This window comes from Roseibium sp. (assembly GCF_039982295.1).
Taxonomy (GTDB): Bacteria; Pseudomonadota; Alphaproteobacteria; order Rhizobiales; family Stappiaceae; genus Roseibium.
This window is the reverse complement of the sequence record NZ_JBDWYP010000091.1, coordinates 171,509-185,955: the sequence shown is the minus strand read 5'-3', so window position 1 is coordinate 185,955 and position 14,447 is coordinate 171,509. Positions and strand designations below refer to the sequence as shown.

The 14,447-nt window shown below is 55.9% G+C and carries 11 protein-coding genes and 1 tRNA gene; 4 read left to right on the top strand and 8 right to left on the bottom strand.

Features of this window, described 5'->3' with window-relative positions; genetic code table 11:
• Positions 1–35 precede the first annotated feature (35 nt).
• Positions 36–1,391: a bifunctional UDP-N-acetylglucosamine diphosphorylase/glucosamine-1-phosphate N-acetyltransferase GlmU gene (gene glmU / locus ABJZ52_RS19910; protein WP_348193018.1), complete on the bottom strand. Its 1,356-nt coding sequence runs from the start codon at positions 1,389–1,391 to the stop codon at positions 36–38.
• A 208-nt stretch (positions 1,392–1,599) separates the two neighbouring features.
• On the opposite strand from glmU, the gene ABJZ52_RS19905 reads away from it, so the two are divergent.
• On the top strand, positions 1,600–2,739 hold the full coding sequence (locus tag ABJZ52_RS19905; RefSeq protein ID WP_348193015.1) for a hypothetical protein: 1,140 nt from the start codon (positions 1,600–1,602) through the stop codon (positions 2,737–2,739).
• Between the two features lie 144 nt (positions 2,740–2,883).
• Here ABJZ52_RS19905 and ABJZ52_RS19900 read toward each other — a convergent pair whose 3' ends face one another.
• The 5 genes from ABJZ52_RS19900 to ABJZ52_RS19880 form a co-directional block, all read right to left on the bottom strand.
• Positions 2,884–3,621 carry a cytochrome c biogenesis protein CcdA gene (locus tag ABJZ52_RS19900; protein WP_348193012.1) on the bottom strand — a complete coding sequence of 246 codons (738 nt, stop codon included), beginning with the start codon at positions 3,619–3,621 and terminating at the stop codon, positions 2,884–2,886.
• A gap of 169 nt (positions 3,622–3,790) precedes the next feature.
• Positions 3,791–4,219, bottom strand: a complete 429-nt coding sequence (locus ABJZ52_RS19895; RefSeq protein WP_348193009.1) for a universal stress protein — start codon at positions 4,217–4,219, stop codon at positions 3,791–3,793.
• Between the two features lie 12 nt (positions 4,220–4,231).
• Positions 4,232–6,862, bottom strand: a complete 2,631-nt coding sequence (locus tag ABJZ52_RS19890; RefSeq protein ID WP_348193006.1) for a TRAP transporter permease — start codon at positions 6,860–6,862, stop codon at positions 4,232–4,234.
• 99 nt (positions 6,863–6,961) lie between these two features.
• Positions 6,962–7,924: a TAXI family TRAP transporter solute-binding subunit gene (locus ABJZ52_RS19885; protein WP_348187312.1), complete on the bottom strand. Its 963-nt coding sequence runs from the start codon at positions 7,922–7,924 to the stop codon at positions 6,962–6,964.
• A 174-nt stretch (positions 7,925–8,098) separates the two neighbouring features.
• Positions 8,099–8,395: a hypothetical protein gene (locus ABJZ52_RS19880; protein WP_348187314.1), complete on the bottom strand. Its 297-nt coding sequence runs from the start codon at positions 8,393–8,395 to the stop codon at positions 8,099–8,101.
• Between the two features lie 398 nt (positions 8,396–8,793).
• Here ABJZ52_RS19880 and ABJZ52_RS19875 point away from each other — a divergent pair.
• The 3 genes from ABJZ52_RS19875 (at position 8,794) to ABJZ52_RS19865 (ending at position 9,927) form a co-directional block, all read left to right on the top strand.
• Positions 8,794–8,869, top strand: a tRNA-Lys gene (locus tag ABJZ52_RS19875).
• A gap of 300 nt (positions 8,870–9,169) precedes the next feature.
• Positions 9,170–9,601: a hypothetical protein gene (locus ABJZ52_RS19870; RefSeq protein ID WP_348187316.1), complete on the top strand. Its 432-nt coding sequence runs from the start codon at positions 9,170–9,172 to the stop codon at positions 9,599–9,601.
• A gap of 17 nt (positions 9,602–9,618) precedes the next feature.
• On the top strand, positions 9,619–9,927 hold the full coding sequence (locus ABJZ52_RS19865; RefSeq protein ID WP_348193001.1) for a hypothetical protein: 309 nt from the start codon (positions 9,619–9,621) through the stop codon (positions 9,925–9,927).
• 438 nt (positions 9,928–10,365) lie between these two features.
• On the opposite strand, the gene ABJZ52_RS19860 is transcribed toward ABJZ52_RS19865, so the two are convergent.
• Together ABJZ52_RS19860 and ABJZ52_RS19855 are read right to left on the bottom strand one after the other, a co-directional pair.
• Entirely contained in the window at positions 10,366–11,094 is a 729-nt protein-coding gene (locus ABJZ52_RS19860; protein WP_348192998.1) for a hypothetical protein, read from the bottom strand.
• A 174-nt stretch (positions 11,095–11,268) separates the two neighbouring features.
• Positions 11,269–14,442 carry a multidrug efflux RND transporter permease subunit gene (locus tag ABJZ52_RS19855; RefSeq protein WP_348192996.1) on the bottom strand — a complete coding sequence of 1,058 codons (3,174 nt, stop codon included), beginning with the start codon at positions 14,440–14,442 and terminating at the stop codon, positions 11,269–11,271.
• Between the last annotated feature and the right edge of the window lie 5 nt (positions 14,443–14,447).

Sequence of the window (14,447 nt, the reverse complement as noted above, 5' to 3'; positions counted from 1 at the left end):
AATCGGCAACTTCGACACTGAGCGAAGTGAAGCGATCAGGATTTGGCAGCCTTGGCCGCCTTGAAGCGTGCCCGAAGTTCCTCCGCCCGGCCGCTCTTTTCGACCTGGCGCCCCCGCCCGATGACGAGGGCATTGTCGGAAACGGCTTCGGTTACCACACTGCCTGCAGCCACATAGACCCCCTCGCCCAGGGCCAGCGGTGCCACAAGTGTTGAATTGGAGCCAACAAAGCTGCCTGCGCCGATCTCGGTCTTGTGCTTGCCGAAACCATCATAGTTGCACGTGATGGTGCCCGCGCCGATATTGCTCTTCTCACCGACGGTGGCATCGCCGATGTAGCTCAAATGATTGACTTTTGCACCAATGCCGACGGATGCATTCTTGATCTCGACGAAGTTGCCGATGTGGCTGCCTTCGGCAAGGTTCGCCCCCGGCCGAAGCCGCGCGTAAGGACCCACGGTAGAGCCCTTGCCGACCGTTGCGCCCTCAAGGTGACTGAAGGGCCGGATGATCGCTCCGCTTTCGACGGAAACACCCGGTCCGAAGACCACATTCGGCTCAATGGTGACATCTGGCTCGATTTCAGTGTCGTGAGAAAAATAGACAGTGTCAGGCGCATGAAGGCTCACTCCATTGTCGAGTGCCATCTGCCGCATCCGTTTCTGGAATACCGCCTCGCAAGTGGCCAACTGTGCCCGCGTGTTGATACCCTGAACTTCTTCTTCATCACCAGTAACCGCGACGACCTTGAGCCCGCGTCTTGACGCGATCTCCGGAGCATCTGTCAGGTAGAATTCACCGTTGGCGTTGTCGTTGCCGATTGCGTCCAGAAGGTTCAGTACGACCTTTCCGTTAAAGCCCATGATGCCGGAATTGCAGAACGTGACCTTCCGCTCCTCTTCGCTGGCATCCTTCTCCTCCCGGATCGCCAAAAGCTTTCCGTTTTCAACAAGAAGACGTCCGTAGCCGAAAGGATTTGCCGCTTCAAAGCCGAGAACTGCAACATCAGCGCCCGCCGCCAATTGATCCCTGACTTTGGAAATTGCCGCAGGAGTCACAAGCGGCGTGTCACCGAAGAGGACCAGAACATCATCAGCAGGGACCTCCAATACGCTTCGCGCAGCGAGCGCTGCATGAGCAGTGCCAAGCCGGTCGGTCTGCTGATGGCAGCTCGCATCAGGCGCCAACGTTCCAACCAGCTCTTCCAGGGCCTTCATGTCGGGCCCAACGACGACCGCAATTCGATTGGCCTTGGCGATGTTCAAAGTCTTCAGCACGTGCCCGACAAGCGGCAAATTGCCAACTGCATGCATCACCTTCGGCATTTCAGACCGCATGCGCGTTCCAAGGCCGGCGGCAAGAACAATTGGCAAGAAGCTGCGTTGAGACATTTCTGACGTTTCCCGATCATCGATTGACGGCCCGCATCAAAGAACCTGAGAGCTCTTCGACGGTTTTCTACCGCATGTATGCCCCGATCCACAGGACAATGAAAGAACTGCGGAGAGAACCAGCACTCTTTCTTGTTCGTTAACTATAATTGAAGTCTGATATCGAGGATCGTGATCAAGATTCGCAAGGAAGCAGGACCGCTACCGCGTGCCCGAAACTATGGCCAAGACATCCGCACGGGACCTCGTAACGGACACGCTGACACCTCAGCGCGTCTTCGTCCTGTCTTGGGCATTCGCCGCCATCGTTTTCGGCAGTCTCGGCCTGGCAGCTTTCAACTTTTCGAATGGCCCTTCAAGTCCGGCTGAACACTACGCTGGTGTCACACTTCCTCCGATCGGACCTATCGGTTCAACTGCATCCATTGGTGTCAACGGTCAGGATGTTTCGATGGGCGTGCTTCCAAGTAGGAATGGCCGGATGGTCACATCAGAGGGCCAGATGGAAGCGGCCCAGATCGAGACGCTCCAAAGGGAACTTGTCGGCCTCCGTCGTCGGCTCAGCATGCTCAGCGAGCAGAATCTGGCTTACTCCAGACGGATCGCCGCTCTCGAAAAACGGATTGAAGCTCCGGCCGGTGCTGAGGCAGTGACTTCAAATGTTGGTCCCGAGCCTGTCCCCGCGATCCCCAAAGATGCTGAGCCAGCGCCGGAAACCAGGGCTCCTGTGCCAGAAAAGCGGCCAGTCGTAGTGCGACCGGCGACCACACCTGCTGTCGCTGTGGATGTGGTTCCGGCACCGGAAACAGGTCTTGGACCGTTTACATCACTTCCAAGGCTGAACAGACCGAGCGTGCCGGTAAAGAACCATGAACCGGTCCGTATCGTCGCTCTTCCGGAAGCTGATGACAGCGCGTTGTCCACGGGCTCAATCGATCCTGTCCAGGATTTGCCCACCAAGCCAGACGAGGTACAGAGCGCTGCCACACCATTCCTCATCAAGCCCTCTGAAGCAGCTGGAAAGGCGATAGGAAGCGGCAAGGCAGCAGTTGGCAGAACTGATTTCGGTGCGGTTGTCGGTCGTTACGATACGGCACTTGCGGCCGCGGCGGCATGGGAGGTCTTCAAGGAGGAAAACTCGGAGCGCATGCTGGATCTTAGGCCTGTGCTCGCACCATCCGATTTGGCCGCTGGCAAGTTCGACCTTCTCGTTGGGCCATTCGCAAATGCAGCGGACGCGGCAGTCGCCTGTCTCGGACTTCTGGAAATTACCGACACCTGCCACCCGGCTCTCTTCCTGGGTGATAACTTGCCGATTCTCGCATCCAACTCAAACGAACCAAACTAAAGCACTCGTTTCACCCGAAATAGATCGTAAATCCGGGTGGAATAGATTGTGCGTTACCGGAAGAGCCGCGCCGTCTTCAGGTGCCGTGACGCGTCATCCGGAAACTGAAACCGAAACGGGTGTCTCCCCCCTGCGAAAAATCATCTAGCCGATGTAGGAAAATGCCGGGAAGGTCTCGAGCAACCAGTAAGACATCACAGCCATCTGACCGGTGATGAACAAAATGCCTGTCAGAACGAGAACAACGCCCATTGCCTTTTCCACAATGCCCATATGTTTGCGGAATTTCTTCATGAACCCGAGGAACGGGCCAGCGAAGGTCGCGGCCAGCATGAACGGGATGCCGAGCCCAATCGCGTAGGCGCCAAGCAGTATGGCACCCTTGGAAACAGTATCTTCCGAGCCGGCGACAAAAAGAATGGCGGCCAGGATTGGACCGACGCATGGTGTCCAGCCAAAGGCAAAGGCAAGTCCTATGAGATAGGCTCCGACAAACCCTGCCGGCTTCTTCTCGACATGAACCCGCGCTTCCCGATAGAGCAGTCCGAGCCGGAATATCCCAAGAAAATGCAGGCCCATAACAATGATCAAGGCACCGGCCACATAGCCCAGAAACTGGATATGCTGCGTGATGAACTGGCCAAGAAAACTGGCACTGGCTCCAAGGATGACGAAAACTGTCGAGAAGCCGGCCACGAAGGCCAGACTTGCGAAGAACACTCTTCGAGACGCAGCCCGGTCGTCACCCTCGCCTGTCAATTCCTCAAGAGAAACGCCCGCAAGAAAGCCCAAATAGGGGGGGACCAGCGGCAAAACGCAAGGAGACACAAAAGACAGGAGCCCGGCAAACACCGCGCCCCATATGGTAACATCCTGCAACATTGGAAGAGATCTCTATCAAGTGGTGGTCAGGAGCAACGCCCCAGTGACGGGAAGTGCCCTCTCAGTCCTACATAGACGATACCCGGCCACCCAAGATAGACACAGACGCCTCACCTTTACGAGAGGCGTCTGGTCGCAGGCATTTTCACTTTGACGCGATTGCGCCTGTTCAGTCCCGAACCACCAGCACTGATTGCGCAGCATGCCGCACAACCCGGGCCGCATTGGGGCCGAGCAGGTAATCCTTCAGCTCCGGACGATGCGACGCCAGAACGATGAGATCACAGCCAAGCTTGTCTGCCGCCTTGTTGATCTCCTCATAGATCGTCCCGTGGGCAACATGCCCCTTTACCGAAACTTCGGTGCCCACATTTTCTGAAATGAAGGCTTTCAGCATCTCGCCAGCCGCCTTCAGCGCATCGCCCTCGAAATCCTTCGGAAAATAGCTTCCGACAATGGACTTTCCGAAATCAGGTACGACTGCAACCAGGTGCAGCTCCGCCTGAAAGGTGCGGGCCATGGCTTCAGCCACGGGCAAGGACTTTTTCCAGGAACTGTTCTCGGCCAGATCGACCGGCACCAGTATGGACTTGTACATCAGATCTCTCCCTTAAAACGCCGGAACATCGGTGCGCCGCCTCTGCAAGGCAATCACAAGCCCAAGCAGAAGGAGAGCAGGAATGTAGAAGATTTCCTTGGGAAGCCGCTCGGCTTCCTGGCGAACTTCAACGACCTCAACAGGTGTGTCTCCATAGAAGTCGAAGGACTGGAACGGCTCAAAGAACGGCGTTCCCGGGAAAGGCTCTTCGATGATCGCCTTGTCGCCCTCCAAGAGCACCGTGAGACCAGCATTGGACACACGTCCCTCACCGTCTCCCGATGCGCCGAGTTCAAGCTCGACCAGGGTTTCAATCATTTTGTCTGCATTATCAAAATCAGGGCCCTTGACCTTGACCTTCAAGGTTCCACCATCCGGAGCATCGCCCGCGGTTTCGAAGATCGCGGTCGGCGCGAGCTGATCATAGGGTGCCTGAACGTAATCCAGCCAGAAGCCCGGGCGGAACAACGTGAAGGCAATCAGCAAGATGGCAACCGCTTCCCAAGCCTTGTTCTTGGCGAAGAAATAGCCCTGTGTGCCCGCCGCGAAGAGCATCATTGCAACGGTCGCCACCAGGAAGACGAATATCGCCTGCACCGGTCCGACATCGATCAAAAGAAGATCAGTGTTGAAGATGAACAGGAACGGCAGGGCTACGGTCCGCAGGCTATAGAAGAAGGCCGTGAACCCGGTCCGGATGGGGTCGCCTTTCGAGATGGCCGCAGCCGCGAAGGACGCCATGCCGACGGGCGGTGTTACATCCGCCATCAGCCCGAAGTAGAAGACGAACAGATGCACAGCGATCAATGGAATGATCAAACCATTCTGCGCACCGATCTCGACTACGACGCTTGCCATCAGGGACGACACCACGATGTAGTTCGCGGTTGTCGGCAAACCCATGCCCAGGATGAGCGAGAAGATGGCCACCAGCACCAGCATTGCAATCAGATTGCCGCCAGACAGGAATTCGATGAATTCGCCAATAATCTGATGGGCACCGGTCAGTGAGATGGTTCCGACGATGATGCCTGCCGCACCGGTCGCAACCGCAATGCCGATCATGTTGCGCGCACCGGAAATCATGCCCTGACCAAGATCGATCACACCGTCACGCCATTCACCGGCAATATTGCCGCTTTTACGGAGCATCGCCTTGAGAGGTTTCTGGGTGAGCAGAATGAAGATCATGCCGATGGTCGCCCAATAGGCGGAAAGCCCGGGCGAGAAACGCTCGATCATCAAGCACCAGACCAAGACGATGATCGGCAGCAGATAATAAAGACCTGTCAGAAGCGTCGGAATGAACTCGGGCAAGGCCCCGATCGGAGCATCCGGGTCATCCAGCTCCAGATCCGGCCGCTTGGAGGCGACGACAATGAGGGCAAGGTAGGTAATGAGGAAAATGCCAACCACACCGTAGAAGGTCGCATCCCCGAAAATCGCTTTGGTCCAGCCAAGCCCGTAGTAGAGGACAGCTGCAAGAATGGCGACACTGAGGAAGCCGGTCAGAACACCTAGCAGGCTCTGGATAACGGTCTTTGCAGGCCCCGGCTTCGGCAAGCCCTGCATGCCCGCCTTCAACGCCTCGAGATGAACGATGTACAGGAGCGCAATGTAGGAGATCGACGCGGGCACAATCGCATGACGCACTACATCCAGATAGGAAACGCCGACATACTCGACCATCAGAAACGCCGCAGCGCCCATGACTGGCGGCATCAGCTGCCCGTTGACGGAGGATGAGACCTCAACCGCGCCCGCTGTTTCCGACTTGAAGCCAACCCGCTTCATCAGGGGAATCGTGAAGGTCCCGGTCATTACAGTGTTTGCGATGGAGGATCCGGAAATCATGCCTGACATGGCAGAAGACACCACGGCAGCCTTGGCCGGCCCACCGCGCAAGTGTCCCAGCAGGGAAAAGGCCACCTTGATGAAATAGTTGCCGGCCCCTGCCTGGTCCAGCATGGCGCCGAACAGCACAAAGAGGAAGATCATGGAGGCGGAGACGCCGAGAGCGATGCCGAACACACCCTCCGTCTGCATCCAGTAGTGCCACATGGCCTTGCCGTAGGAAGCCCCCTTCCACTGGATCACTTCCGGGATAAAGGGCTGGTCACCAAAGAAGACATAGGTCAGGAACACGCTGGAAACGATGACCAGCGGCAGGCCCAGGGCCCGATAGGTGGCGACGAGGACAATGATGATCCCGATCGTCGAGATCGCCAGGTCAGCAGTTGTGGGAAGACCGGCGCGAACCGAGATCGCATCCTTGAACACCACCAGATACATACAGGCCGCGACACCGAGCAGACCCAGAATCCAGTCGTACCAGGGGATGTAGTCCCGCGGGCTCGACTTGAACAGCGGATAGGCCATGCTGGCAAGGAAAAGCGCAAAGGCCAGATGAATGGAGCGGGCGGCGTCAGAGTTCAACGTAACGTTGATCCCGATCAGATCCGTCAGGATGAATGGTACATTCGAGGCGTAATAAAGCTGGAAAAGTGACCACAACAGCGCAAGCGCCGCCAAAAAGGTCTTAACCGGACCCGAGGGATTACGCGCACCCGTGTCACTTTGAGCGACCAATTCGTGGAGATCAATCTCCACTTCGCCGCTCTTATCCTTGGAATTTACTGCCATGCTATGCCCCACCCAACGAGGAAAAACCGGTCCCGCAAACGGTTTTCTAAAAACAAAAAGGCCGGGCAGGCATTAATGCCAACCCGGCCGAAAGCTGAATTACATCCAGCCTTTTTCTTTGTAGTACTTTTCAGCGCCAGGATGCAGCGGAGCCGAGAGGCTGTCGCGGATCATCTCTTCCGGCTTCAGGTTGGCAAATGCCGGATGAAGCTTGGTAAAGCTGTCAAAGTCCTCAAAGACGGACTTAACAAGCACATAGACGACCTCATCAGGCACATCGGCAGACGACACGAAGGTAGCGCCAACGCCGAAGGTCACGATGTCTTCTTCGTTGTTGTACATGCCTGCCGGAATGGTCGCGGTCCGGTAGTAAGGACGCTCGGCAACCAGTGCTTCGATTTCCGGACCAGTTGCATTGACCAACACGGCTTCACAGGAAGAGATCGTCTCCTGTGTCAGCGCAGACGGATGCCCAACCAGCCAGAAATAGGCATCGATCTTGTTGTCGCAAAGCGCCTGACCGGTTTCTGCGGACTTCAGCTCTGAAGCAAGCTTCAGATCGTCGCGGCTCCAGCCGAGAGCAGCTTCAATAACATCCCACGTACCGCGCGTACCCGAACCGGCGTTACCGATGTTCAGACGCTTGCCCTTGATGTCAGTGATGTTGGAAATGCCGGCATCGGCACGTGCCAAAATCGTGACAGGCTCCGGATGAACGGAGAAGACGGCGCGAAGGTTTTCGAAGGGACCGGCCTCTTCGAACTTCGAGGTGCCGTTGTAGGCATGGTACTGCCAATCGGACTGGGCAACGCCGAACTCGAGCTCACCTGCACGAATGGTGTTGATGTTGTAGATCGAGCCTCCGGTCGATTCGACCGAACAACGGATTCCGTGTTCCTTGCGTGTCTTGTTGACAAGACGGCAGATAGCACCACCGGTCGGGTAGTAAACGCCAGTGACACCGCCGGTGCCGATGGAAATGAACTGCTGCTCGGCAGCACTTGCGGCGCCCATGCTGCCTGCAAGCATCGCTACGCCGAGCGCTAGGTTCGTAATTTTCATAGGTAACCTCCACCTGTTTGGTATATCGGCTTCAGTTGAAACCGTTTCGAGTCAAAACTATTCTCGAAGGCGGAAGCTAAGCAAAAATATTTACGCCGGGAAACCCTAGAAGATCGATTTCTTTAAAAAATCATCACACGCGTGCAAAAATTTTCAACTTCAACGACTTGAAGTTCAATCTGGCTGACGCCCACCTTTGATGACCTCGAACAGCCGTTGGCGCAAAACCCCGTCTTCTTCACCGCTGCGAAGACCTTCACGCCATTGATCTATGACGAGGCGTAGACCGAGAGTGTCCCTAGTGTGAGGTAGTTGACAAACGAATCCGGCAAAAAATGCGTCCAACTTGTCGCGGTCGACAGTTCCCTGGTCGATCAGACCTTGAATCAGCGTCATGGTCGCAGCGATATGCCCCTTCATGAATTCAAGTTCCATTGTACCGGCGGAACGATCTGCTGAACTGTCGTGCATAAAGCCTCGCATTATATTTGGGCCGAGCCCAAGACGTGATGTCCTCCAGGCTGCGGGAGCATATTAGAAGTTTGTATCGCGTCAGTTATTGAGCTCAGATCATACAGCAAATAACCGCCATCGCGAAGCGTGATCTACGGCGTATCATCTATGTGATAATTAAAAACCCAGAAGATGAATAAATATTTATATTATTTATCTTATTATTAACGATAAAGATCCGTCATTTTTACAATACTTCACTTTCCTTCTTCCATCTTGCAGATTAATCCATGGAATTTTCCGTTTTCGGGGTTGAAACTGCGAACGGCTCAGCATAAACACACGCCACATTCGGAACACGGCGCAGGCCGGCGGGAGACACCAGACCGCTTAAATGTTCTGAAGACCCCAAATGGGAGCCGATAGCTCAGCTGGTAGAGCAACTGACTTTTAATCAGTAGGTCCAGGGTTCGAACCCCTGTCGGCTCACCATATATCTCCCCGTTGATATACCTTCCCGTTCTTCGTAAGAGACAGTACTGAACCCTGGGACTGTGATCCACAAATCGGCACCCACCGATTTGCTCGACATACGCACAGCAAGGCAGAATTAGCCTTAGCCAAGGTGCAGATCTCTCAAATGTTCCCCGTCTCAGCCAGCACAAAGTATGAAACGTTTGATCACTTTCATGATCACGATTCGGCACACCTTCTGCGTGCATAATGTTGCCTACAACATCCAAATATGCAAAGTTTTTGTGACACGTTCACTGTTGGATCGGATGCCGACTTATGAAGAAGCGCGCCCAGCCCCCCCACTTGGACAAGGTGATCCGTCGCCACCAATCACCGCTGCAAAAAAGGATCTGCAGAAGGCTTGAGGAACTCTCACTCGCGCCCGGCGAAGCCGTCTTGGCGATCGGCGCTTCTATGCAGCTCATCCGGGATGTCTTGAGGGCAGACCCTGACGCACTCCCCTGCTCCGTGACTGTCGAATCGATTGCTCGCGCGCTGGCCACCACCAGCGAATGGCTATTGGCGGGAGAGCACGCGGAGACATCAAACGGCAAGGACGAAGCGCGGATTGATTGCGCACTCCATGCCAAGGCCACGCAGGCCGCGGTACAATCACTTGAAACTGCCGGCCTCGTACTCGATCCAGGCTCGTTGTCCGAGTTGATACTGCACCTTTACAAAAGGCTTGAAGCAGCGCCGCAGGCGTGACCTAGTGTAGAAGGCGAATGAACCGTCCCAAGGGCAACCAGACGAACCAGGCGAACTCGGGAGCAACGATCTTGAGCTTTATGGACGATCCGGAAATCAGGCGGATCCTCGACAAGGCAACAATTCTGACGCGGCGGGAACGTCAGGCAGCGATCACATCTGAGATTGAAAAACACGGCGGTGCCGATGTTCTGCAATACTCCCTGAAGTCCGCGCTCGGTGTGGAACACTTGCATGACGTACCTGAGCAAGACTTTGATCTCGCCGCCCTGATTGCCTGGAAAATCATCTACAAATTACGGGCAGCCAAAGGAGCCCTTCATTGAGCGCGATCGAGACCCTCAGCCTGGACCATATCGTCCATGGGCTGGTTCAGCCGGAAATCTCCGCGTTTTGGCACCAATGGCGCGACGTCGGCACCGGCAGACCCGGCCTTTCCGCCTTTGCCACAACCATCCAGGACAGAATGACCTTGAGCGAAGGCAGGGCACGGTCCGGTTTCGCACCGGAGCTTATCGCTGTGGGAGCCGAATCTTTTATTGCAGCCTGTTATGGGGCCGATTGGGCCCGGGAAGTTGCCTTGCGGGCGAGGACCCCGGACACGGGGCTGGAACAAATCAGTGCCCGGGGATATCACGCTGCAATTTCCGGAGAACCGAACCTGGACGTCGTAATGACGACCACGGCAGACGATGCCGGCCGGAGGATGGAAATCCTCTATGAGCGCCTGATCGTTCCGATTCGGACCGCCGGAGGCCATCTTGTTATTGGCTGTATGACCGCGCCCTTGAAACCGATTTGTTGGTTGTCCGGGCCAGGTGATCAAGATCGCGTGGACGATTCCAGCACAAATAATCATCGCCGTGAATATGTTCAGGCGCCTTTATCCAGTCTGTCCCGGTCGGAGAAATATGGGCATAGCCCTGATGGGCCGCAAAGCCCTTGCTGACCAAGGCACTCTCGATAAAGCAGTAGATATAGTCGAGCGGCCACTTGGCGTAGGCCACAAGTTGCCCAAGGCGGCACAGGGGCTGGCCGAGCCGTTTTCCCTTCCACGCCGGCGTCAACCACATGTTCCCGTGATAGACGCACTTCCCGGTGATCTCGAAGGCCTCCGGACAGTGGGCCTGCCCGAGCTGTGGCACCTGATCCGGATAAGGATCACAGTAGATGCGCCGTTGCTGTGTTTGCCAGAATCCAGCAAGAGAGATGCCGGAAAGATGATCAAGGCGCGCGCCCTGAACCGACGCAACCTCACCATCAGCATCACGAACCAGAAGAAAAAAGGCATTGTCCGGCGAAAAGTCGAAAAGTTTCGGCGAGAATTGTTCAGTCAGGGAATGGTTTACGCCTTCCCGTTCGTCTCTCCGGGCACAGATTTCCGCCAGAAGCTCAAAGTCATGCTCCTCTTCTACAAAGAGGCCATGTCTTTCCACTTCCTCCCTATAGTAAGAAATTGCGCGATTGATCTCGATTTCATTCTTGATAATCATAGGTAGAATCCTAGGTTGTTTTAACCTAGGAATATTTACGGGTAAATTGTCGACGCACTACTCCTGATATTACACAGCCAAACTCGTCTGTAGTGATATGCACATGCAACTACCCAAATAAAAAGCCGGCGAATCCGCCGGCTCTTTTGTCTCGCTGAAAAACCCTTCGAAGGTCTAACCTTCCTGCGGCGCGGCGCCATGCCCGCTCTCTGGCAGCGTGTCGTTTTCCGGTTTCCACCCGAACCAGCCTTTGACGGTTTCGCGCGTGGTCTGCATCACGACATAGAGCACCGGGATCAGGATCACTCCCAGGGTCGTTGCGAAGAACATGCCGCCAAAGACCGCGAAACCAATGGCCTTCTGGCTCGCCGCACCGGCGCTTGAAGCCGTCATCAAGGGCACCACACCAAGAAGGAAGGACAGGGCCGTCATCATCACAGCGCGGAAGCGAAGGTGGGCCGCTTCCTCGGCGGCCTCCTTGATGGTCTTGCCCGAGGATCGTTGCTCGATGGCAAACTCGACAATGAGAATCGCGTTTTTCGCCCCCAGCCCTACAAGCATGATCATCCCGATCTGCGTGTAGAGATTGACATCGCCGCCGGAAAGCCAGACAGCCACGAACGCGCCGAGAAGCGCCACCGTCACCGACATGAGGATCGCCACGGGCATGCTCCAGCTCTCGTATTGCGCCACGAGAAACAGATAGGCGAAAAGAATCGCCAACATCAGAATGAAAATGACAATGTTGCCGGACCCCTCCTGCTGGAGAGCTGTTCCCGTCCACTCGAAGGTGTATCCAGGTGGCAGGGCTTCTGCCGCCGCTGCTTCCATCCCGTTGATGACCACACCGGTCGAGGCCCCCGCCGCAGGCTCCGCATTGACCGAAGCCGCCCGGAACATGTTGTATCTCTTCAAGCTTTGCGGCCCGAGGACATTTTCAGTTGTCACGAGCGAGCGCATGGGAACCATCGTCCCATCAGTTGAACGCACATAAAGGCGCCCGATGTCCTCAACCCTGTTGCGGAACTGCCCCTCGGCCTGGATCATGACCTTGTAGACACGCCCGAAAATGTTGAAGTCATTGACGTAGTAAGAGCCCAGATAAGCCTGAAGCGTCGTGAAAACATCGGCAACGTTGATGCCGAGCGTCTTCGCCTTCTCACGATCTAGATCGACGAAAATCTGCGGGACATTGGAGCGGTAGGTCGAATAGGCCTGCGCGATATCCGGCAATTGGTTGGCCGAATAGACCAGTGACCCGATGGCCGCAGCCAAGTCCTGGGGCGTGCCGCCGCCTGTTTGCTGCACCATCATCTCGACGCCGCCTGTCGTGCCAAGACCTGGAATGGGCGGAGGGTTGAAGGCGATGATGTTCGCGCCGGATATCTGGGAAAATCTCTGCCAGAAGGTGGCAAGGATCGCATTGATTTTCAAATCCGGTTCCTGACGCTCATCCCAACCTGTCATCGTGGTTATGACCATCGCGCTGTTGGAAGAAAGACCGCCGTTCAGAATTGAAAAGCCGTTGACGACCACCACGCTTTGGAGGCCAGGCAGGTCTTTCACGGTCGAGACCACCTGTTCCGTGATATTTTCAGTACGGCCGAGTGAAGCTCCATCCGGCAACTGAATGTCGACCATAAGGAAGCCTTGATCTTCCAGCGGCAGAAACCCTTGCGGCAAGCGCCCGCCAAGAAACACGATCAGAGCGATCACGCCGACGATGGCAGCAAGTCCGACAAAGGCAACTCTCAGCAGTCTGCGCACAAGGCGGGTGTAACCGTCACGGACCGACCCAATCCCCCTGTCGAAAAGCGCGAGCAGTCCCTTTGGCGGGCCTGTGCGCCGCTTGAGAATCAACCCGCACAGAGCTGGAGAAAGTGTCAGTGCGTTGATGGATGAGATCACCACCGAAACCGAAATCGTCACGGCGAACTGGGAATAGAGCTCACCGGTGATGCCGGGCATGAAAATCGTGGGGACAAAAACCGCGAGCAGAACAAGAGTGGTCGCGATCACAGGTCCGGTGATCTGTCCCATGGCCTTGGCGGTCGCTTCCCGCGGATCAAGGCCTTCATCTGCAATGATGCGTTCCACGTTCTCGACGACAACAATCGCATCATCCACCACGATTCCGATTGCAAGCACCAGAGCAAAGAGCGAGATCGTGTTCAGCGACATTCCAAGGAGCATCAACACCGCAAAGGTACCGATCAACGAGACCGGAATGGCGACGGTCGGAACGATCGTGGCCCGCCAGTTGGCAAGAAACATGAACACAACGGCGACCACGAGAACAAAGGTCAGCAGCAGCGTGGTGATCACGTCGTTCAAGGACTGCTCAACGAAGTCAGTCGTATTGAAAGGGACATCATATTCCATGTCCTCGGGAAAGGACTGAGACAACTGATCAAGCCGCGCCTGCACGCCTTCCGCGACCTGAAGCGCATTGGCGCCCGGGGCCTGATAGATCGCCAGAACGGTCGATGGCTGCCCATTGAATTCTCCGCTCGCCGAATAGGTCTGTGCGCCAAGTTCCACCCGCGCTACATCACCGACCTTGACGATCGCGCCGTCGTCCCCCGTGCGAAGGACGATCTGCTCGAAGTCTTCCTTGGTTTCCAGGCGCCCTTTGGCCTTGATCGTATATTGGAACTGCTGCCCTTCAGGCACGGGCGGAGCGCCAATCTGGCCAGCCGCGACCTGAATGTTCTGGTCCTGGATGGCCGAAATGAAATCCGTCGGCGTCATGTTGAGACTTGCAAGCCGGTCAGGATCCAGCCAGACGCGCATGCCATAAGCAAAGTCGGTCAGAACATCCGCCTTGCCGACACCACCAACGCGCGCAAGTGCGTCCTTCAGGTTGATCGAGGCATAGTTAGACAGAAAGACCTCGTCGTAGGTCCCTTTGGGCGAGAAGAGCGTCACCACCATCAGCATGTTGGTGGAGGCCTTCTGCACGGTAACGCCGTTGGCCGTGACTTCACTTGGCAGCTGGCTCGTCGCCTGACTGACCCGGTTTTGAACGTTCACCGTCGCAATATCCGGATCGGTCCCGACCGCGAAGGTCACATTGAGCGAATAGTTCCCGCTGTCAGAGCTCGTCGACGACATGTAAATCATGTCATCAACACCATTGACCTGCGCCTCAATCGGCGCCGCCACGGTCTGTTCGAGCACTTCCGCATTTGCACCCGTATAGGTCGCTGAAACGCTGACCACCGGCGGTGTGATGTTGGGGAATTGTTCAACTGGCAGGGCGAGATACCCAAGTATACCGGCGATCGTAATGACGAGCGAGATGACCAGGGCAAACTTGGGCCGGTAGATGAAGAAAGCAGAAAACATCGCGC

Excerpts from the sequence above, each read along its gene's own strand:
- glmU (WP_348193018.1), bottom strand. The coding sequence starts at position 1,391 with ATGTCTCAACGCAGCTTCTTGCCAATTGTTCTTGCCGCCGGCCTTGGA.
- ABJZ52_RS19900 (WP_348193012.1), bottom strand. The coding sequence starts at position 3,621 with ATGTTGCAGGATGTTACCATATGGGGCGCGGTGTTTGCCGGGCTCCTG.
- ABJZ52_RS19895 (WP_348193009.1), bottom strand. The coding sequence starts at position 4,219 with ATGTACAAGTCCATACTGGTGCCGGTCGATCTGGCCGAGAACAGTTCC.
- ABJZ52_RS19890 (WP_348193006.1), bottom strand. The coding sequence starts at position 6,862 with ATGGCAGTAAATTCCAAGGATAAGAGCGGCGAAGTGGAGATTGATCTC.
- ABJZ52_RS19885 (WP_348187312.1), bottom strand. The coding sequence starts at position 7,924 with ATGAAAATTACGAACCTAGCGCTCGGCGTAGCGATGCTTGCAGGCAGC.
- ABJZ52_RS19880 (WP_348187314.1), bottom strand. The coding sequence starts at position 8,395 with ATGCACGACAGTTCAGCAGATCGTTCCGCCGGTACAATGGAACTTGAA.
- ABJZ52_RS19870 (WP_348187316.1), top strand. The coding sequence starts at position 9,170 with ATGAAGAAGCGCGCCCAGCCCCCCCACTTGGACAAGGTGATCCGTCGC.
- ABJZ52_RS19865 (WP_348193001.1), top strand. The coding sequence starts at position 9,619 with ATGAACCGTCCCAAGGGCAACCAGACGAACCAGGCGAACTCGGGAGCA.
- ABJZ52_RS19860 (WP_348192998.1), bottom strand. The coding sequence starts at position 11,094 with ATGATTATCAAGAATGAAATCGAGATCAATCGCGCAATTTCTTACTAT.
- ABJZ52_RS19855 (WP_348192996.1), bottom strand. The coding sequence starts at position 14,442 with ATGTTTTCTGCTTTCTTCATCTACCGGCCCAAGTTTGCCCTGGTCATC.